This is a genomic window from Achromobacter sp. GQ309, assembly GCF_059759315.1.
The window spans coordinates 217,362-235,748 of sequence record NZ_JCAXDP010000005.1 but is presented as its reverse complement, the minus strand read 5'-3'; the positions used below and the strand labels follow the sequence as shown (position 1 = coordinate 235,748).

The 18,387-nt window shown below is 65.0% G+C and carries 18 protein-coding genes; 6 read left to right on the top strand and 12 right to left on the bottom strand.

Annotation, left to right across the window (positions count from 1 at the left end):
- Nucleotides 1–40: 40 nt before the first annotated feature.
- From AC6CIE_RS17300 to AC6CIE_RS17290, 3 genes are all read right to left on the bottom strand, one after another.
- Entirely contained in the window at nucleotides 41–1,741 is a 1,701-nt protein-coding gene (locus AC6CIE_RS17300; RefSeq protein WP_498093105.1) for a nicotinate phosphoribosyltransferase, read from the bottom strand.
- 47 nt (nucleotides 1,742–1,788) lie between these two features.
- Nucleotides 1,789–2,634: a ribose-phosphate diphosphokinase gene (prs, locus tag AC6CIE_RS17295; protein WP_498093103.1), complete on the bottom strand. Its 846-nt coding sequence runs from the start codon at nucleotides 2,632–2,634 to the stop codon at nucleotides 1,789–1,791.
- Between the two features lie 103 nt (nucleotides 2,635–2,737).
- Complete coding sequence (locus AC6CIE_RS17290) at nucleotides 2,738–3,391, bottom strand: NUDIX hydrolase (RefSeq protein ID WP_498093101.1); 654 nt, start codon at nucleotides 3,389–3,391, stop codon at nucleotides 2,738–2,740.
- Between the two features lie 252 nt (nucleotides 3,392–3,643).
- On the opposite strand from AC6CIE_RS17290, the gene AC6CIE_RS17285 reads away from it, so the two are divergent.
- Nucleotides 3,644–4,750 carry a porin gene (locus tag AC6CIE_RS17285; protein WP_175122742.1) on the top strand — a complete coding sequence of 369 codons (1,107 nt, stop codon included), beginning with the start codon at nucleotides 3,644–3,646 and terminating at the stop codon, nucleotides 4,748–4,750.
- Nucleotides 4,751–4,804: 54 nt separating this feature from the next.
- On the opposite strand, the gene AC6CIE_RS17280 is transcribed toward AC6CIE_RS17285, so the two are convergent.
- A complete protein-coding gene (locus AC6CIE_RS17280) occupies nucleotides 4,805–5,488 on the bottom strand; it encodes an ankyrin repeat domain-containing protein (protein WP_239212988.1) in 684 nt (227 codons plus the stop codon).
- Between the two features lie 190 nt (nucleotides 5,489–5,678).
- Here AC6CIE_RS17280 and AC6CIE_RS17275 point away from each other — a divergent pair, with 190 nt between their 5' ends.
- Nucleotides 5,679–7,031: a ParB/Srx family N-terminal domain-containing protein gene (locus AC6CIE_RS17275; protein ID WP_175184481.1), complete on the top strand. Its 1,353-nt coding sequence runs from the start codon at nucleotides 5,679–5,681 to the stop codon at nucleotides 7,029–7,031.
- A gap of 51 nt (nucleotides 7,032–7,082) precedes the next feature.
- On the opposite strand, the gene AC6CIE_RS17270 is transcribed toward AC6CIE_RS17275, so the two are convergent.
- Complete coding sequence (locus AC6CIE_RS17270) at nucleotides 7,083–7,457, bottom strand: hypothetical protein (RefSeq protein ID WP_495602957.1); 375 nt, start codon at nucleotides 7,455–7,457, stop codon at nucleotides 7,083–7,085.
- A 171-nt stretch (nucleotides 7,458–7,628) separates the two neighbouring features.
- On the opposite strand from AC6CIE_RS17270, the gene gvpU reads away from it, so the two are divergent.
- Together gvpU and AC6CIE_RS17260 are read left to right on the top strand one after the other, a co-directional pair.
- Entirely contained in the window at nucleotides 7,629–8,075 is a 447-nt protein-coding gene (gvpU, locus tag AC6CIE_RS17265) for a gas vesicle accessory protein GvpU (protein WP_175122738.1), read from the top strand.
- Between the two features lie 5 nt (nucleotides 8,076–8,080).
- A complete protein-coding gene (locus AC6CIE_RS17260; protein ID WP_239212992.1) occupies nucleotides 8,081–8,776 on the top strand; it encodes a pentapeptide repeat-containing protein in 696 nt (231 codons plus the stop codon).
- A 77-nt stretch (nucleotides 8,777–8,853) separates the two neighbouring features.
- On the opposite strand, the gene AC6CIE_RS17255 is transcribed toward AC6CIE_RS17260, so the two are convergent.
- The gene (locus tag AC6CIE_RS17255; protein ID WP_498093098.1) at nucleotides 8,854–9,573 is read right to left on the bottom strand and encodes a DNA-3-methyladenine glycosylase I; all 720 of its coding nucleotides are present in this window, start codon (nucleotides 9,571–9,573) and stop codon (nucleotides 8,854–8,856) included.
- A complete protein-coding gene (locus AC6CIE_RS17250; RefSeq protein WP_175122735.1) occupies nucleotides 9,570–9,974 on the bottom strand; it encodes a lysozyme inhibitor LprI family protein in 405 nt (134 codons plus the stop codon). Before AC6CIE_RS17250 ends, AC6CIE_RS17255 begins: the two co-directional genes overlap by 4 nt.
- A 109-nt stretch (nucleotides 9,975–10,083) precedes the next feature.
- Here AC6CIE_RS17250 and AC6CIE_RS17245 point away from each other — a divergent pair, with 109 nt between their 5' ends.
- Nucleotides 10,084–10,887, top strand: a complete 804-nt coding sequence (locus AC6CIE_RS17245; RefSeq protein ID WP_498093096.1) for a metallophosphoesterase — start codon at nucleotides 10,084–10,086, stop codon at nucleotides 10,885–10,887.
- Nucleotides 10,888–11,320: 433 nt separating this feature from the next.
- Here AC6CIE_RS17245 and AC6CIE_RS17240 read toward each other — a convergent pair whose 3' ends face one another.
- From AC6CIE_RS17240 to AC6CIE_RS17230, 3 genes are all read right to left on the bottom strand, one after another.
- The gene (locus tag AC6CIE_RS17240; protein WP_498093094.1) at nucleotides 11,321–11,731 is read right to left on the bottom strand and encodes a hypothetical protein; all 411 of its coding nucleotides are present in this window, start codon (nucleotides 11,729–11,731) and stop codon (nucleotides 11,321–11,323) included.
- A gap of 8 nt (nucleotides 11,732–11,739) precedes the next feature.
- Nucleotides 11,740–12,804, bottom strand: coding sequence for a polymorphic toxin type 44 domain-containing protein (locus tag AC6CIE_RS17235; protein ID WP_498093092.1), 1,065 nt, complete (start codon nucleotides 12,802–12,804; stop codon nucleotides 11,740–11,742).
- A gap of 285 nt (nucleotides 12,805–13,089) precedes the next feature.
- A complete protein-coding gene (locus tag AC6CIE_RS17230) occupies nucleotides 13,090–14,139 on the bottom strand; it encodes an NADP(H)-dependent aldo-keto reductase (protein WP_175137646.1) in 1,050 nt (349 codons plus the stop codon).
- 155 nt (nucleotides 14,140–14,294) lie between these two features.
- On the opposite strand from AC6CIE_RS17230, the gene AC6CIE_RS17225 reads away from it, so the two are divergent.
- Nucleotides 14,295–15,077 (top strand): bestrophin-like domain, encoded by a 783-nt coding sequence (locus AC6CIE_RS17225; protein WP_498093090.1) that lies wholly within the window; start codon nucleotides 14,295–14,297, stop codon nucleotides 15,075–15,077.
- A gap of 25 nt (nucleotides 15,078–15,102) precedes the next feature.
- Here the strand turns inward: AC6CIE_RS17225 and AC6CIE_RS17220 are convergent, their stop codons facing one another.
- Complete coding sequence (locus AC6CIE_RS17220; RefSeq protein WP_498093088.1) at nucleotides 15,103–15,552, bottom strand: GNAT family N-acetyltransferase; 450 nt, start codon at nucleotides 15,550–15,552, stop codon at nucleotides 15,103–15,105.
- Nucleotides 15,553–15,558: 6 nt separating this feature from the next.
- A complete protein-coding gene (gene uvrA, locus AC6CIE_RS17215; RefSeq protein ID WP_498093086.1) occupies nucleotides 15,559–18,195 on the bottom strand; it encodes an excinuclease ABC subunit UvrA in 2,637 nt (878 codons plus the stop codon).
- Nucleotides 18,196–18,387: the final 192 nt, after the last annotated feature.

The following is an 18,387-nucleotide window of genomic DNA, read 5'->3' as shown; positions in this document are numbered from 1 at the left end:
CGTCTGATCTGCCGGCAAATACTGGCGAATGCCGGCGGGATCAGCAGGCCGGCCAGCGGATGCTGCCCGCTTCGGGGCAGGTCCACGATCCCTGCAGCCGCGCCCGGATCTCGGCCAGGCTTTGTTCGACCAGCAGTTCGCCGTCGCGGAACACAGGCACCAGCGCGCCACCCGCCGCCTGCTCGGGGGTCTGCTGGTCGTGCAGCACATAGCCGTCCGGCGTCTTGTCCACACGCAGCAAGCCCTTGGCGGACTTCTTCACGCCGGAATCGGTGACCGGGTCCTTCACCAGTTCCTGCGGTTCGCCGTTGACCTCGGCATACGTGGCCTTCAACGCCCAGCCGAAGGTGTCGCGAGTCAGGTACTGATAGGTGTACGACCCGATGCCGAGCACGACGTTGCCCGACGCAAAGCCCTTGCGTTCCAGGCGCACCAGGATGTCGCGCGCCCGGGTCAGCGTGATGGAGTCGCCGTAGATCAGGCCCACGTGCGGATCCAGCAGCTTGTAGCCGCGATCGGTCTGAACGCCGCCGAACGTGTCCCACAGGCATTGCACGGCGCCCTTCACCTCCGGCGCGCGCAGCGTCTGCTGCGCGCTCGCGTCTTCGCCCAGGAGCCAGTACGTGCCCGTGGCCGCATCCCGCACGGCCTCAAAGCCGGCGGCCTGCGCCGCTTGCAGGGCGGCGCGGTCCTGCACGTCCGGCACGTCGGTGCAGAAATAGCCGGTCAGGATCTTCACGGGGTCGCCGGAGTCCGGACGGAACACCACCTTCGCGTTGCCCAGCGCATCCGGCTGGCGGCTCATGATCTCGGACTTGAGCGCCGCGGCGAAGTCCGTCACCACCTGCCAGAAGTCCCAGGTGTCAGACACCACCGACACGATGCCGGCCGGATACACCTGCTTGACCAGGCGGCGGATGGTCTCGATCTCGCCTTCCTTGCTGCCCAGGCACATCACGGAGTGCTCCGTCGCCGGCACCGAGCCGCCGATCAGTTCGCGGTCCGAATCCGCGTTGTAGAGGTCTTCCAGGTAGTCGATGGCCGGGATCGTGTCCGTGCCGGTAAAGGACAGCAGGTGACCCGCGCCGCACTTGCGCGCGTCGTACAGGCCGGCCATGCCGCGCATCGAGAAGTCGTGGCCCTGCCAGTCCACGAACGCCATCGGGCTGCCGGTCAATTGCGCAAAGTACGTCAGCAGCTTGCGGTATTCGAAGGCGATGGTGGCAACCGTGGACGGCTTCCAGGACTCGCAGCTGAACAGGGTTTCGATGTAGGTCACCAGCCAGGCGAATTCCGGCTGGGTGTTGATGAAGGTAACCGGCGGCACGCGGATGTCGACGCGCGCGCCTTCCGGCACCGAGCGGATCTCCAGCGGCAGATAACCCAGGTCGTGCAGCGCCTGCAGGTGATCGACCGTGACCGCGCCCTTGCCCAGCGCGTTGTCCACACGGCGCTGGTACTGGCGCACGGCGGTGCTGGCGGGCTTGCCGAAGAACTCGCGGTTGAACAGGCCGATCAGGATTTCCTTGATGAAGCCCTGCAGGCCGAACCAGACGATCTTCTCGTCGAACAGTTCCGACAGCACCGGCGCCAGGCGGGCCGAACGCGGCGTGAAGTTGGCCAGGATTTTATTCGTGCCCTTGGGGTACTGGAACGGGTGGCCGGTCTTGTAGAAGTCCGCCTGCAGGAAGGGATTCAGGCCATTCTTGAGCTGGGGGGCCAGGGTGTCGGGGGCATTCATGGCGGGTTCCTTCTTGGTTGATCTGTGTTCTTGGTTGATCTGCATGCTTAGTTGACCAGCACCGCACCGGCGGCGGTCGCGGCGCCCTCTTCGGTGCGGGTCCAGTCGTAGGCGGTGAAAATCCCGGCGTATCGCGCCTTCAGTTCGGTCAAGCCCTTGCTGAAGATGCCGTGCGTCACATACAGATAGAGCGGCTGGCGGGTCTTGTCGGCCAGGGCGGCGGCCAGTTCCAGAAACGTGCGTCCGCCGTCGCAGATGTCGTCGACCACCAGCACCGGCTGGGCGGGGATATCGTCGGGCACGCGGGTTTCCGTGATGCGGCCGGTCTGCGGGTCGCGGACCTTTTCCGCGTAGCGCACGTCCGCCACGCACAGCGTTTTGGCCAGCGACTGCACCCGTTTGCGGGCGCCGGCGTCCGGGGCCATCAGCGTGACGCCCTGGGCAAAGGCCGGGGCGGCCAGCGCTTTCTTCAGGAAGGCGGCGGCGTCGATCACCCGCACCCGCTGCAACAGCGCTGGCGTGACGTCGCTGTGCGGTTCCACGATGGTGACCGTGGCGTACTGCTGGTCATTGATGAGCTTGCAGAACACGGCGGCGCCCAGCGCCTCGCCCGGATTGCAGACGCGGTCCTGGCGCGCATACGGCACATAGGGCATGTCCAGGTGCACGGGCGCGGCCGGGTTCAGGCGGCGCAGCGCGTCGGTCAGCAGCAGCAACTGCATGACGTCGTCGGCCGACTTCAGCAAGGCGTGGATGCGGAATTCGCGGGCGGCGTCGGCCTGTTCACGCAAGCCGGCGGGAATGGTGACCTGCATTTCGCCGCCGGGAAACCGGAACGCGGCTGGCGTATCGGTCTTGCGCTGTCCTTCGATTACCGCAGTGATGGTGAACATGATGGCCCCTTAGTGGCATTTCAAAACTAAGTGAGGCCAGTATATGCCTACTTATTGTTGTTTTGCAACTATCTTTGCGTTGCAAAAGGCTCGTCCCGTCGAATCAGCCGACGCTACGGTCGAAAAAGGTGAAATCCTTCAACCGGTAAAGACGCGCCGGACGCTGCGCGCCCCCGACCACGTCGTCGGTTGCCTCCAGCGCCCCCCACGCTTCCATCTTCCTGCGGAAGTTCGACTTCTCGAGCCGGGTCTGCAGGATCGCCTCGTAGGTGTGCTGCAGTTGGGTCAGCGTGAAGCGCTCGGGGAGCAGGAAAAACGGCAGCGTGGAGTACGTGGATTTGCTGCGAAGGCGGTCCACGGCGGCAGTGATGATGTCCGCATGGTCGAACGCCAGCGGCGGCAAGGCGTCCACACTGACAAAACGGAATTCCGCGCGGGTGGCGGCTTCCAGTTCGGCGGCGGGCACCAGCGCCACATAGGCGACCGACATCGACCATCCACGGGGATCCCGATCCCGACCGGAAAACACCTGCAATTGCTCCAGGTAGCGCGGCTCGAAGCCGGTCTTGTCGCGCAATACACGCCGGATGCTGTCTTCGGTGGACGTGTCTTCGTTGGCGTGCACCACGCCACCCGGCAGCGCCATGGCGCCCTGAAGCGGCTCGCGGTCGCGCTGATGCAACGCGACTTCCAGGCCGGATTCGCGCAGGGTAAGAAGGACAGCGTCGACGGTGACGAGCGGTTGGGGAAAGTCCAAGGAGCGGGTTCCGTGATTGAGGTTTTGGGCAAGATGCCACTATGACGCCGCAAGGTCAATTCGCTCGGCTTCGTCCCAGAAAAAGCACCCGAACGTCCCACTAGAAAGTGTTCGAATTTTGGCAAGAATTGACGGTGGATAACGACAATTAACGCATTGTTCTACACTATGCGCCGAGGAACACCGTCGGGTCGATGCTTGGCGTCGTGTTCCTTTTGCTTTTTCTTCAACTGCAACTCAGGAGTTTTCCGGATGAAAAAGACGCTGCTCGCCGCGGCAATGCTGGCCTCTTTCGCAGGCGTTGCCCAGGCAGAACCGTCAGTCACCCTCTACGGTGTCATCGACACCGGGCTCGGCTACAACAAGATCAAGGGCGATGGCTACAGTGGTTCCAAAGTCGGCATGATCAACGGCATCCAGGCCGGCTCCCGCTGGGGCCTGCGCGGATCCGAAGATCTGGGCGACGGCCTGCGCGCCGTCTTCAAGCTGGAAAGCGGCTTTGATTCGGCCAACGGCCAGCGCGGCCAATCCGGCCGCCTGTTCGGCCGCCAAGCCACCATCGGTCTGGCCAACGACGCCTGGGGCTCGCTGGAATTCGGCCGTCAGGCCACGGTCGGTTCGAACTACCTGGCCGACATCGACCCCTTCTACACCAGCTACACCCAATCCAACCTGGGCCTGGGTTTCAGCGCGGCCAACACCATGCGCTGGGACAACATGGTCATGTACCGCACCCCGTCGGTGAACGGCTTTGAATTCGCCGTGGGCTACTCGTTCAGCGTGGACGACACCACCTCGGACCAGACCGGCTTCCAGACCGCCGACAACACGCGCGGCATCACCACCGGCCTGCGCTATGTGCAGGGTCCCCTGAACGTGACGCTGACGTACGACCAGCTGAACGGCGCCAACCGCAGCACCGTCGACAACGGCGCCACGCCGCGCCAATACGCCGTCGGCGCTTCGTACGACCTGGAAGTGGTCAAGCTGGCTGCCGCTTACGGCCGCACCACCGACGGCTGGTTCGTCGGCCAGGATCTGCCGTCGGGCACGCCGTTCAGCGATGAGTTCGGCACCAACCGCTTCGTGGACGGCTTCAAGGCCAATTCCTACATGCTGGGCGCGACGTTCCCGGTGGGCGCCTCGGGCAGCCTGTTCACCTCGTGGCAGCACGTGGCTCCGTCCAACGACAAGCTGACGGGCGGCGATGCCAACATGAACGTGTACAGCGTGGGCTACACCTACGACCTGTCCAAGCGCACCAACCTGTACGCCTACGGTTCGTACGGCACGGACTACGCGTTCATCGACGGTCTGAAGAGCACCGCCGCCGGCGTGGGCATCCGCCACCAGTTCTAAGCGTGTGCCGGGCCGGCCGCCCCGCGGCGCCGGCCCATCTTGCCGCCCGGGTCGCTACCGCGCCCGGGCGCGCTCCAGCATCTGCACGATTTCCGTCTGGCCGCGCTGACGCGCGTGCTGCAATGGCGTAAGCCCGTCCTTGTCGGGCAGATTCACGTCCGCTCCCCCCTCTATCAGCAGCGCCACGATGGCCTGATGGCGCGGTCCGCCGTCGCTCAGGATGATGGCCTCGAGCAGCCCCGTCCAGCCCAGCCGGTTGACGTGGTTGGGATCCACGCCCGCCTGCAGCAGCCGCTTCACGACCTCGACGTGACCGCGCTCGCACGCCGGAATCAGGGCCGTGCCGCCATAGCGGTTGGTGCTTTTCAGGTCGGCGCCATGCGACAGCGTCAGCTCCAATATCTCTCGATAGCCCTGCGCGCCCGCCAGCAGGTATGCGCTGTCCTGCATGCCGTTCTGGGCGTTCACGTTTGCGCCGGCGTCGATCAGCGCCGCCGCGGCCTGCGCGTGGTTGCCTTGCGTGGCGCGCAGCAGCGGCGTATTGCCCTGCCCGTCCCGCGCCTCGATCGGCGCGCCCTCTGCCAGCAATTGGCGCACGCGCGCCGCATCGCCCTTGCCGGATGCCTCCAGCAGTTGGGCGCCGCGCGCGCTATCGGCGCGGTCTTCCGCGGCGGCGCCAAAGCCGATCGCGCTCAGCGTCAGTACGACGCAGACGCGCCAGAATGTGATGTAAGCCATTGCCGGCAGCCTCCTTGGTATGTGTCTGCTTGACGCCCGGTCCGGTGCCGGACGCGCTGCCATTATCTCCTTGCCCCCGGCCGTGCGCGCGGCCTATGCTCGGTCAGTTTCTCGGTGACGTGCAATGCGCAGGAAACACGCGTCCGGCATGATCGGCCTCCCTTACTGATCGCAGCCCCCAAGAACTGCCATGCCCTCCCGTACCGAATCCGCGCTTTCTCCCCTTTTCCGTCCGTCGCGCCTGATGCGCGCCCTGGCCCTGGCTTTGTTGCCGCTGGCCCTGGCTGCCTGCAATGGCGGCGGCGATGATGACGATGACGACGTCCAGCCGCCCGTCGCTGAAACCCCGGCGCCGCAGCCCACGCCGCAGCCGCAACCGGAACCGGAACCCGAACCCCAAACGCCTCCGCGCAACACGGCCTATCTGCAGAAGAAGGCGGGCGACGTCATCCAGGTCCGCATCGAAGAACTGCATCCGACCCAGGCCGCGATCGGCTACGACCAGATCTATTACAAGCTCGGCCGCTGGCAAGGCGACTTCGACCGCGCCACCTGGGCAGCCGACCCCGTTCTGCAACTGGATTACCTGAACCGCACCGTCGGCAAGAAGTTCGACGACTATTGCGAGGACGTGGGCGGCGCCGAGCGCGCGCAGAAGTTCCAGAGCATCGCCGAGGCCCGTGCCGCGCGCCTGGACCAGCCCGAAACGTTCACCTGCCTGGACGCGCCGGGCACGAATACGGCCAACCTGAAGACGGTGATCGTGGGTTGGGACGGCAACCTGTACCTGACCGACGGCCACCACACGTTCTCGTCCCTGCGCGAGATCTCTGATGGCGGCCCGAAGCTCCCCGTGTGGGTGAAGGTCGACGCCAACTACAGCGACCTCCCGACCGCGGCGGCCTTCTGGCAGCGTCTGGTCGACGAGCGCCGGGCATGGTTGCGTGACGGCCAGAACCAGCCGATCACCGTCGACCAGCTGCCCACGCGCGTCGGCCTCGCTAGTGCGCAGGAGCCCGGCGGCATGCAGGAAGACCGCTACCGCTCCCTGGTGTATTTCACGCGCGACATCGCCTACAGCAACGGCAACCTGCCTGAATTCGCGGAATTCCTGTGGGGCGACTGGCTGCGCCGCCAGGCCGCGGCCGGGCAGCTGCAGGGCCTGGACCAATACAAGATGCAGGCGCCGGCAACGCCCGCGGAAATCCTGGCGGTCAGTACGCTGAACAAGGACATCCTGCCCACCGGGGCCAACGACAGCTACGCCGCCGCCGTGCGCGATGCGTCGGTAAAGATGAGCGCGTTGGCTGACACGGCCATCGTGTTCGAAGACCGCGACGCCGCCAGCCTGGGCCGCATCGTCCTGGAAGCCAATGCCGCCAGCGGCTCGGCCACCAAGACGGCGCGCGACACGCTGGAAGAACTGCCGCGCAACGACGTCAAGACGTCCGACGGCACGCCGCGCGGCGCGGGCAAGCTGTGGTTCGCGGTTAACTACCGCACCTGCGGCAAGCCTGCAGCCGGCACCTGCTGGGGCTGGTAAGGTGAAAAAGGCCCGCGCAAGCGGGCCTTTTCACATCGGGCGGTCAACGCGTCAGAGCACTTCCTGCGTGTTCTCGGCCTTCGCCAATTGCTGCATCGCCAGGGCGACCTTCTTGGCGACTTCCAGGCGTTCGGCGGCCGACATGGCGTCGTATTCTTCCTTGGAAATGCCCAGGCTCGCCAGCGCCGCGTAGAACATCTTGTCCTCGAGCGACATGCCGGCGTAGTCCAGGAATTCCTTTTCGGCTTGCGACGGCGCGGCCTGCGAGGCGCCGGACACGCCTTGGCCCATGGCAGAACGATTGCGCTCGGTGGCATCGGCAAACGCCGCGCGGAAGCTTTCGCCGGCGTTGGCGTTGGCATTTTTGGCGGCCGGCGCGGACTGGCCGGCGGCGGCATTGATACCCAGGAAATTCACGCTGCTCATGGATGCTCCGGAGGGATTGGCGGTCAGGGTGCCAACATACTCCCGGCCCGCGCTGCCGGAAAACCGGGTCAGCCGCCCGAACCGCCCGTTTCTCTCCGGATTGCGGTCCGACCATTTTTAGCGCCCTTCGAGTATCTTGTGCCTCTCGCAAATCTTCCAGAGACCCTTCTCATGAGCATCGACACCCCTTCGAGCCAGCCCGCTGCCGCCACGCCCGCCGCAGACGCCTTCCTGCAGTTCCTGGTAAACCTCGTCAACAACGGCAGCCAGATCGAAAGCATTGGCGTGACGTTGCAGATGGGCGGCATGCTGGTCTCCGGCTCGATCGTCTCGGGCGCCGAGTACTTCGACACCTTCGCGGCCAGCTTCTCGGGCTCGCTGGAATCGCTGGACCCCGACACCCGCCAGACCGTGCACGCCTCGCTGGCCGAACTGGGCGACGTGTTCCGCCTGCCCCAGCCCGTCGATCCGCTGCCCAACTACATTCACCTGGCGGACGCCCTGTTCTTCACCGCCGACGGCACGCCCATCGCCGGCCAGCCGACGCTGTGGCGCGGCCGCACGAGCGCCGTCGACGGGTTCATCCTGGGCCGTCTGCAGTCCGACGCCTCGGCCTGATCCGCATGACGCAACCCGTTACTGCGCCGATCGAGGGCCAGGACATCGACCGCAAGGCCATGCAGGCCCTCATCGAGACGGCGGCAGGCAAGGCGCTGTCGTTCGTGGACTGCGACTTCCAGGACGCAGACTTTTCGCGCCTGGAACTGCGCGGCTTCCAGTTCAGCGGCTGCGCGATTGCGGGCGCCTCGTTCCAGGGCGCGGATCTGACTGACAGCCAATGGCTACGCTGCCGCGGCGGGTCGGCCAGCTTTGCGTCGGCGGACGCCAGCGAGGCCCTCTTTCAGAACTGCGACCTGAACAACGCCAATTGGCGCCGCGCGCGGCTGGCCAGCGCCAAGTTCCGGTCGTGCAAGCTGACCGGATCGGATTTCGATGGCATTGCGTGCCTGGGCTGGTCGCTCGAGGAATGCCTGCTGGTCGGCGCGCTGCTGCGCGGCGTGTCGTTTCGCAAGTGCAAGCTGCTGCAGCTGGATTTCTCGGACGCGGACCTGTCGGGAAGCGACTTCCGCGAGACGGTGTTTCACGGCGGCAGCCTGCGCAACGCCACGTTGAAAAACGTCCACTTCGAAGGCGCGGACCTGCGGGAAGCGGACCTTGGCGGATTGGACTTGACGGCGGCCGCCCGGCTGGCCGGCGCGACGATCTCCAAGACGCAGGCGGCGGCGTTGCTGGCCGAGTTGCGCATCAGCGTGGTTTGACACGGTTCTGACGCAGCCCGTCTTTGCGGACTTGCAGGCCGGCGATACCGCCAGCGCCTGCATTGCCGCGCATTGGTTCAGCCCGGACGCCAGAAGTACGCGCGCGCCGCCTCGATCTGCCCATGGCAGACGCAACCGCTCATGTGCTCGTTCACCATGCCCACGGCCTGCATGAAGGCCTGCATGGTCGTCGGGCCCACAAACGTCCAGCCGCGCCGCTTCAGCGCGCGAGAGAGTTCTTTCGACGCCTTGGATGTGGGATTGCTGTCCCAATAATGCCGATCCACCGCCGCCGGTCGGTCCTGCGGCGGCGGTTCATGCGACCAGAGCCAGCCGGCCAGCGAGCCGGTCTCGTCGGCCAGTTCGCGCGCGCGCTGCGCATTGTTGATGGCCGACACGATCTTGGCCCGGTTGCGCACGATGTCCGCGTTGCCCATCAGGCGCTCCACGTCGCGCTCGGTATAACGTGCCACCCGTTCCATGTCGAAATCGTCAAAGGCCTCGCGAAACGCCTCGCGCTTGCGCAGGATCGTGATCCACGCCATGCCGGCCTGAAAACCTTCCAGACAGATCTTCTCGAACAGGCGCCGGTCGTCCACGACGGGCCGGCCCCATTCATGATCGTGATAGTCCGGCATGGACGGCTGCCAGAAGCAACGCGGCTTGCCATGCTCGTCAATGATCAGGCCGGTGTCGGGGATGCCGGCGGCCGGGTCGGCGATGTCCGGGTTGCTGGTGTTCGGAGTGCTGACGTCCGGGCTGGCCTGATGTCCGGCATTCTGCGCGGCAGCACTCATGGCTTGCGCGGCACCGGGCAGCTCGTGTCGCCTTCCTCGCACGCCAGATACGCGCGCAATTCCTTGGTCCGGACCTTCGTGAGCTTATCCAGGCACATGCTCAACACCATCGGATAGGCGCTGCCGCCCGTCACGCCTGTCGACGAAAACGCGCATTCGGCATCGCGAAAGAACAGCCACGCTTTCTGCGCCGCCTGCAGTTGCGTCAAGGCGTCCTTGCTGTCCTTCAGGCGCTCCGTCGCTTCCTTGTACGCAGCGTTCAACTCGGCGTCGGACTGGCGATACGCCTGATCCGCGCACAGGTTCATGTCGGTCTGGGTGGACGCCTGGTCACACTTGAGCACTTGGGCCTGCGCCCCCGCTGCAAGCAGGAGCGCGGCGGCGGCAAACACGATACGCATGGGAATTCCTCCTTTTGGGGTGGGATTGGGGTGGTCAACGCATGGGGGAAAGTGTCGCATGGATGCCGGCGAGGCGCAGCGCGGCTATCCGTCGCCTAAGATAGCCCCCATGAAGATCCAACTGCTTTCCGACTTGCATCTTGAAACCGATCCCACCTTTGTGGCACAACCGTTGCCGGGCGCCGACCTGCTCGTGCTGGCCGGCGACATCGGCTCGTACCGTCAGGGTTCGCGGCTGGAACGGGACGACTTCGGCCTGGGCGACTATTCGCCGCGCCACGGCTGGCCGACGCCCGTCCTCTACGTGCCGGGCAACCACGAATACGACAACGTGGATTTCGACGAGACACATGCGCGCCTGCAAGACCTGTGCAACGCGCTGGGCATCCAGTGGCTGGAACGCGAGACCACCGTCATCGGCGGGGTGCGCTTCGTGGGCACGACGCTGTGGACGGATTTCGACGCGCTCGCGGCGCCGGACGACACGCTGGGTGAAGCGCTGAAGAAGCGAGCGAAGGCTTTCCGCGCGGCGGACTTCTATCTGGAAAAGGCCGAGATGCGCCGCCATGGCGCTCCCTTCATGGCTGAACAGATGCGCGAGCAGGGGCTGGCCTGTCAACAATGGCTGGACGCCGCCCTGCGCGTGCCCTTCGACGGCACGACGGTGGCGGTCACGCACTTTGCGCCGACATTGGGCAGTGCTGATCCCCGTTATGGCGTCACGCCGGGCACGGCGGGGTTTTGCAACGCGCTGGATGGATTGCTGCCGCTGGCCGACGTGTGGATTCACGGGCATCTGCACTGCGCGCAGGATTACGTGAAGGACGGCTGCCGGGTGATCGCGAATCCGCTGGGGTATGCGAAGAAGGGGGAACAGGCGGATTTCGACCCCGGAAAATTGTGGGAGTTGTGATCATCGTCCCCGGGGACCCCGGCGGTGTCGATCAATGACCCTTCGGCGTGGTGAATCGTGCAAAAAAGCCGTATCGAATTTCGGTTCGTTGCACTTTCGCATCCGGCCCCACGTACACATCCACTCGGCTGAACGGTCCGTTTATTTCTACATCGTCCCACTTCTCCCTAACGACGCTGATTCCGGTCCAGTGGTCGGGCTTCTCTGGTGCCAATCTGCGAAATAACCGTTCGATTCGCCGGGATCAAGAGCGCCCCGTGAAAGGTACAAGTCGGTGTCGTAGATATATCCGATTGGCTCCTTTGCGGCGGCTGAATAATGAATTGCCACGACCGGCCGGCAGAAATACACGAACAGAACGGTAGCGCACAACGCATAAAAGACTGCCCTGCAGCCCGGCCTCAGTGATGATCTGGCTTTCATTCATCGCGCCCTACCGCGGCCGTGTGGGTTCGCGTGCTGCGGGCTCGCAAGGTTGACTTGGCTGCGTGAACCGCGCAAGAAAACCATGCCGGGTCTCCGTTCGCTGAATCGTTGCTCCGGGGCCGACGCAGACATCGATCCGGCTGAACGGCTGGTTAATCTCCAAAGCGTCTGTACTGTCGAACGGAAACGAGAGCAGGTAATGCATATCAGCCCGCGGAAACATCGGAGTAGGCATCACTACCGTCTCCCCCGGGGCTAGCCCGCGCTTTATGGTCGAGTAGTCCACCATGAAGAAGAATCCGATCGAATCCGAAGCTTCTTGTGAATAGTGCAGCGCCACAACCGGCCGGCAATGAAATAGGAACAAGATCCACAAAAGCGGGGCCGCCACCAACGCAGTTGCAATTCGCTTGATCAAGCGCCTGCTCATGTCGGACCACTCCCGACGCACTTGTGCAGCCTTTTTGCGTTGTCCCGGCACGTGCCCCACGGAACGGGCACGGCGCTGATTTTTTCTAGCAAGGTAGCCACGGTCAGCGCGTGAGGTTTAACTTCATTACCAAGCTCTATTCCCAGCATGATTGATATGTGGTCCGGCCGGTCGTCCGCGCTCGCGGGCCAGGGGCCATTTTCGGGGTGATTCTGTTGAGTCTGCTTCGTCCAGCCATCAAACATGGCTTGTGCCAGGCCCGCACCATTTATCAGTTCGACAGCGCTAAAACCCAGTGCTACGCCAACGTAGCCATAGTGGATGTTCGACCAAATGTCCAAGTAATAGTCGTGGTCGCCGTACTTCTGCCAACCTTTGTTCAGATTTTGGCCGAGCATGCGGGTCAAGATCGGCTTGTGGTCCCAAGGCCGGTCCGGACCGACCCTCTCCGCCCACATACCGTATGCAGCCGCCTTTCGTCCTGCTGCTGCTCCGTCAAAGTCTGGCGGTTCGCCCAGCCGTAAGTACCACGGCCGCTTCTGCCATTCAGCATGGGGCGCTTGGGGATTCGCACTGTTCGCGGAGAAAATCTTCCTTCCCTCAATGGAAAAAGGGTTGGTCTTCATTTCCCGAACAATGAATTCAGCCAGCGGGACCGCTGTGTCAGTGTGATGGCAGGTGATATTCCGCAGGCTATTCGGAGGAAACTTAGCAGGCGAGGAGCCGCCCCCTGGACAGCCAATTCCCGAGGGATTTGGATCGCTGAACGCACGAATAATCCCATCGGGCCCAGGGTCCACCCGAGCGAACCCTTGGCTCGCGATCAGCGCAGCGCCGCAGGCGGTCTTCATTCCCTCGATGGCGACCAGGCTGTCGTCGACCGCGAAGCTGGGCACGCCCTCGATGATTGGAAATACCCCCTTGCATTTTGGGCAGTCCACCTTGTGACCAAGCCCTGCTGCCGCCCTGCCGTCGATGTCGTAGGACGAAAACCCCTCCAACACCGTTCCGCCATGGGTTGTCTTGTCACCAACACGAATGATCGGGCGCGCTGTCATCATTGCTCCAGGCAATTACTGATGCGCCAAAGTCTGAGCGTCGCAGAAACCGACTTGAATCAGATAAACGCGAAAATTGCCTGATTCACTTTTCTCCCGTGATGCGACGCACGACTTGAATCCCCCCTGCTTGAAACATGCGTGCCAGCGACTGCATTACAGAACTACCCCTCGGAAATGAAAAAAAGCCCACCGCTTTCGCAAGTGAGCTTTTCGGTTGTTGACCTCCAAGGAGATCAACCGCTTTCCATCAGGGCATGAACGGCTTCCCGTCCCGCCCCGCACGCCTCAAGGCGCCGGATTCGGGTGCCGCACGTGAATCTGGTTGATCGCGTCCAGCACCTCAGCCGACAACGTCACATCAACACTGTCGATGTTTTCCTTCAACTGCTCCAGCGACGTTGCGCCGATCAGATTGCTGGTGACGAACGGGCGTTGATTCACCCAAGCCAGCGCCAGATGCGTCGGCGAGATGCCATGCTTGCGCGCCAGTTCCACATATTCGCGCGTGGCGGCTTCGGCCTGGGGGTTGCTGTAGCGGGTGAAGCGCGTGTACACCGTCAGGCGGGCGCCGGCCGGCTTGGCGCCGTCCAGGTACTTGCCGCACAGCATGCCCATTGCCAGCGGCGAATACGCCAGCAGGCCCACGCCTTCGTGGTGCGTGAATTCCGACAGGCCGATCTCGTACACGCGGTTCAGCAGGCTGTACGCGTTCTGGATCGACGCGATGCGCGGCAGGTCGGCATTCTGCGCATGGCGCAGGAATTGGCTGACGCCCCACGGGGTTTCGTTGGATACGCCCACGTGGCGCACCTTGCCGGCACGCACGAAGTCCTGCAGCACCGACAGCGTCTCTTCGATCGGCACCGTGTGCTCGTCTTCGACCCACGGGTAGTTGAGCTGGCCGAACGTCGCGGTGGTGCGATCGGGCCAATGCAGCTGATACAGGTCCAGATAATCCGTCTGCAGGCGCTTCAGGCTGGCGTCCAGGGCCGCGGTCAGATTCTTGCGGTCCAGGAAGGTCTTGCCGTCGCGGATGTGGCCGGGGCGCTTGGCATCGCGCACGGGGCCGGCCACCTTGCTGGCCAGCACGATGTCCTGGCGGCGGCCGGTCTTGGCCAGCCACGTGCCGATGTAGGTTTCGGTCAGCCCCTGGGTTTCGGGCTTGGGCGGCACGGGATACATCTCGGCCACGTCGACCAGGTTGACGCCGCGCTCCAGCGCGTAGTCCAGTTGCTGATGCGCGTCGGCTTCGGTGTTCTGCTCGCCCCAGGTCATGGTGCCCAGCCCGATCAGGCTGACATCCAGGTCGGTACGGCCGAGTTTGCGGTATTTCAAGTTCTGCTCCGTGCGGGTCTTGGGGTTAAGAAGCGACACCTTACTCCAAGATGTTGGCGTTTCGCTGACAGGATGGCCCGGCGTTCGGCCACGCTTGCCGCCGCCGCGCAATCGGCATACGCTGATCCGCAAATCCGATCCGGGGGGAAAACGGCATGCTGCGGGAAGTCGACGAGGTCATCCTCTTTTTCGTCGTGCTCATCATTTTCCTGGGCGTCATCGAGGTCGGCTATCGCCTTGGCCGCCGGCTGCGCAAGCCGGCCGACGAGGCCGCCAAGACGCACATCACCGCGCTGCAGACCGCCCTGCTCGGCCTGCTGGCCCTGCTGCTGGGGTTTACGTTCGCCATGTCGGTCACACGATTCGAAACGCGCAAGAACCTGGTGCTGGAAGAGGCCAACGCGATCGGCAACGCCTACTGGCGCTCGCAACTCATTCCCGCGCAGTACCGGCCCACCGTGGCGAAGATGCTGCACCAATACACCTCGGCATCACTGGACTACCACCTGGCGGACCGGGATTCGCCTCGCTTTGCCGCCGCCAACGCCACCGCGCGCCGCATCGAACGCCAGATCCGGACGGCGGTCGCGGAGCGGGCGGAGAATCCGCCGTCCATCTCGACCATCATGTTCATCCAGGCCATCAACGAGATGGCGCAGGTCAACGAAAAGCGCCGCGTCGCGCTCGAGAACCACGTGCCTGAGCCGGTGTATTACCTGCTCTTTATCGTGGCCGGCGGATCGATGGGCTACATCGCCTACGGCACCGGTCTGTATGGTCGGCGCCGGCCGATCTCCACCGGCATGTTCGCCGCCCTGATCGCGTTGGTGCTGACCTTCATTCTGGATATCGACCAACCAAGCGGGGGCCTGATCGAAGTCGGTCAGGAGAGCATGGAACGCATGCAGGCCACACTTGCCCAGGAAATGCAGCAATAGCGCGGCCGGCATTCAGGCAAAAGTTTCAGGCAAGCAATTCAAGCACCTCGTCGCCCCGGTCGTCGAACGTGCCCGTCGATGTCCAGCCCAGGTGCCGGTAAAAGCCATACGAACGGACGGCGGGATCGCTGGCGCATCCCAGGATCAGCCGCCGAAAGCCCAGCGCCTTCAGATCGCGCACGACCAGATTCAACAGCGTCTTGCCCGCGCCATGCCCCTCGAAGTCGGGCAGCAGCGCCAGGACGACGATCTCGCCGGCTTCGGTATCTCCGAAACAGTACCCGGCGACCTTGCCGTCGACCGTGGCCACGTAGCCGGGCAGCGAGCCGTCCTGGACCGCCGCGGTCCATGATTCGAGCGTGACGCCGACCGCGGCGAGATCCGCTGCGGAAAACGCGTTCTCGCGGGTCTTGCCCCGGATGTCGATGCAGGCCGCAACGTCTTCGCCCCGCGCGGGACGGTAGGTGAACTCCATATTTCCTCAGTCAAAAAAACGCCGCAGGAACGGGGCGGTGACGCCCGCGTTGCCGCGGCTGACGGCTTCCGGGGTGCCGGCCGCGACGATAGCGCCGCCCTCTTCGCCGGCGCCCGGTCCGACGTCCAGCATCCAGTCGCTGCCCGCGACGACGCGCAGGTCGTGTTCGACCACAACGACGGTATTGCCGGCATCCACGAGGCCGTGCAGCTGCGTCATCAACTTGTCCACATCCGCCGCGTGCAGGCCCGTGGTGGGCTCGTCCAGCACGTACAGCGTGTTGCCGCGCTGGCTGCGCTGCAGTTCGGTGGCCAGTTTGATGCGCTGGGCTTCGCCGCCGGACAGTTCAGTGGCGGGCTGGCCCAGGCGCAGATAGCCCAGGCCGATCTCGGCCAGCAGCGTCAAGGGGCGCGCCACCACCGCCTCGTCCTTGAAGAAATCGCGCGCTTCGTCCACCGTCATGTCCAGCACCTGGGCGATGTTGCGGCCATTCCACTCGACTTCAAGCGTCTTGGCGTTGTAGCGGCTGCCGTGGCACGTGGGGCACGGCGCGTACACGCTGGGCATGAACAGCAGTTCGACGTGGACGAAGCCTTCGCCCTCGCAGGTCTCGCAACGTCCCTGCGCGACGTTGAAGGAGAAGCGGCCGGCGCTGTAGCGGCGGGAGCGCGCGGCTTTGGTGTCGGCAAACAGTTTGCGCACGTGATCGAACAGGCCGGTGTAGGTGGCCAGATTGGATCGCGGCGTGCGGCCGATGGGCTTCTGGTCCACATTGACCAGCCGCTTGATGGCCTGCGCGCCCGCGTGCAGCCGGCCCGTGGTGCGCGGCAGGTTGCCGGGCTGCGGCAGGTCGCTGTCGGGTTCCTCGGCCGGCAGTTCCTGGCCCAGGTGTTCGCCCACCAGTTCGACCAGCGCCTGGCTGACCAGGCTGGATTTGCCCGAACCGGACACGCCCGTCACCGCCGTGAACGCGCCCAGCGGAAAGCGCGCGTCCACGCCGTGCAGGTTGTTGCGATGAATGCCGCGCAGCTCCAGCCACCCAGCCGGTTCACGCGGGTTGCGGCGGCTGGCGGGGCGCATGTCGAACAGGTACTTGGCGGTGACGGAATCCTTTACCTTGCGCAGCCCCTCGGGCGGACCGCTGTACAGCACCTGCCCGCCGTGCTGGCCCGCGCCCGGCCCCACGTCGACCAGCCAGTCGGCGCGGCGCAGCGTGTCCAGGTCGTGCTCCACGACAAACAGCGTGTTGCCGCCCGCTTTCAGCTCATCCAGCGCGCGATGCAGCGCCTGGCCGTCCGCGGGGTGCAGACCGGCCGACGGTTCGTCCAGCACATACACCACGCCGAACAGGTTGGAGCGGATCTGCGTGGCCAGCCGAAGGCGCTGCAACTCGCCGGGCGACAGCGTGGGCGTGGACCGGTCCATCGCCAGATAGCCCAGGCCCAGCGCCTGCAGCGTGCCGATGCGCTCGACCAGATCATGTGCAATGCGCTGCGCGGCGATGCGCTTCTCGGGCGACAGGTCCGGCGTGCGGCGCACGTCGCTGCTGCCGGCATGCGACAGCCCGCCGGCCGCCACGCGTTTGGCGTTGGCGCGCACGCCCGCAGCCTTGCTGCGCGTCGATCCAGACTGCGCCGCGTGTTCGTCGAACCGGCCTTCGGCGGCGGGCGCCAGAACCTCTGCGATGCGGGCAAGCGGCAGTTGCGACAGGCTGCCGATGTCCAGGCCCGCGAACGTCACGGACAGCGCCTCGCGCTTCAGGCGCCGGCCGCCGCATTCCGGGCAGGGCGCGCCGGTCATGAAGCGCGCCACGCGCTTTTTCATCATGGCGCTCTGCGTGGTGGCGAACGTGTGCATGACGTACCGGCGCGCGCCGGTATAGGTGCCCATGTAGCTGGGTTCGGTCTTGCGGCGCAGCGCCGCGCGCGTCTCGGCAGGCGTGAAACCGGCGTAGACCGGCACCGTGGGCTGCTCGTCCGTGTAGAGGATCCAGTCGCGGTCCTTCTTGGGCAGGTCGCGCCACGGCTTGTCCACGTCGTAGCCCAGCGTCACCAGGATGTCGCGCAGGTTCTGGCCATGCCAGGCCGGCGGCCATGATGCGATCGCGCGCTCGCGAATGGACAGCGACGGGTCCGGCACCATGGATGCCTCGGTCACGTCGTACGCGTAGCCCAGGCCGTGGCAATGCGGGCAGGCGCCCTGCGGCGTGTTGGGCGAGAAGTCCTCGGCGTACAGCATGGGCTGGCGCGCCGGATAGGTGCCGGCGCGCGAATACAGCATCCGCAGCATGCTCGACAACGTGGTGACGCTGCCGACCGTGGAGCGCACGTTCGGCGTGCCACGCTGCTGCTGCAACGCCACGGCGGGCGGCAGGCCGTCGATCGCGTCGACGTCGGGCACACCCACCTGATCGATCAGGCGCCGGGCGTACGGCGACAGCGATTCCAGGTAGCGGCGCTGCGCTTCGGCGTACAGCGTGCCGAATGCAAGTGACGATTTGCCCGACCCGGACACGCCGGCGAACACCACCAGCGCATCGCGCGGGATGCTGACGTCCACGTTCTTCAGGTTGTGTTCCCGCGCGCCTCGCACGCGGATGCAGGCATCGGGGCCCGGCTTCGAAGGATTCTTGCGCTGGCTCATGGCTGAAATAGTAATGGACCGGCCGGCGGATGCCTTCGCGGGCGTGGCCAACCGGGCGAGCGGCGCCTCATCCCATCGCATGAGACCGCGCGCACTGATGCATCCATACCGCGGAACGAGGTGCCCCCCCACTCGCGCGCGGCGCCGCGCATTGCCGTTGACGGCGCCCCGGCGCTGCTTTAATTTCGCAAC

Excerpts from the sequence above, each read along its gene's own strand:
- AC6CIE_RS17285 (WP_175122742.1), top strand. The coding sequence starts at position 3,644 with ATGAAAAAGACGCTGCTCGCCGCGGCAATGCTGGCCTCTTTCGCAGGC.
- AC6CIE_RS17245 (WP_498093096.1), top strand. The coding sequence starts at position 10,084 with ATGAAGATCCAACTGCTTTCCGACTTGCATCTTGAAACCGATCCCACC.
- AC6CIE_RS17235 (WP_498093092.1), bottom strand. The coding sequence starts at position 12,804 with ATGATGACAGCGCGCCCGATCATTCGTGTTGGTGACAAGACAACCCAT.
- AC6CIE_RS17225 (WP_498093090.1), top strand. The coding sequence starts at position 14,295 with ATGCTGCGGGAAGTCGACGAGGTCATCCTCTTTTTCGTCGTGCTCATC.
- AC6CIE_RS17300 (WP_498093105.1), bottom strand. The coding sequence starts at position 1,741 with ATGAATGCCCCCGACACCCTGGCCCCCCAGCTCAAGAATGGCCTGAAT.
- uvrA (WP_498093086.1), bottom strand. The coding sequence starts at position 18,195 with ATGAGCCAGCGCAAGAATCCTTCGAAGCCGGGCCCCGATGCCTGCATC.
- AC6CIE_RS17275 (WP_175184481.1), top strand. The coding sequence starts at position 5,679 with ATGCCCTCCCGTACCGAATCCGCGCTTTCTCCCCTTTTCCGTCCGTCG.
- AC6CIE_RS17220 (WP_498093088.1), bottom strand. The coding sequence starts at position 15,552 with ATGGAGTTCACCTACCGTCCCGCGCGGGGCGAAGACGTTGCGGCCTGC.
- AC6CIE_RS17280 (WP_239212988.1), bottom strand. The coding sequence starts at position 5,488 with ATGGCTTACATCACATTCTGGCGCGTCTGCGTCGTACTGACGCTGAGC.
- gvpU (WP_175122738.1), top strand. The coding sequence starts at position 7,629 with ATGAGCATCGACACCCCTTCGAGCCAGCCCGCTGCCGCCACGCCCGCC.
- AC6CIE_RS17250 (WP_175122735.1), bottom strand. The coding sequence starts at position 9,974 with ATGCGTATCGTGTTTGCCGCCGCCGCGCTCCTGCTTGCAGCGGGGGCG.
- AC6CIE_RS17255 (WP_498093098.1), bottom strand. The coding sequence starts at position 9,573 with ATGAGTGCTGCCGCGCAGAATGCCGGACATCAGGCCAGCCCGGACGTC.
- AC6CIE_RS17260 (WP_239212992.1), top strand. The coding sequence starts at position 8,081 with ATGACGCAACCCGTTACTGCGCCGATCGAGGGCCAGGACATCGACCGC.
- prs (WP_498093103.1), bottom strand. The coding sequence starts at position 2,634 with ATGTTCACCATCACTGCGGTAATCGAAGGACAGCGCAAGACCGATACG.
- AC6CIE_RS17270 (WP_495602957.1), bottom strand. The coding sequence starts at position 7,457 with ATGAGCAGCGTGAATTTCCTGGGTATCAATGCCGCCGCCGGCCAGTCC.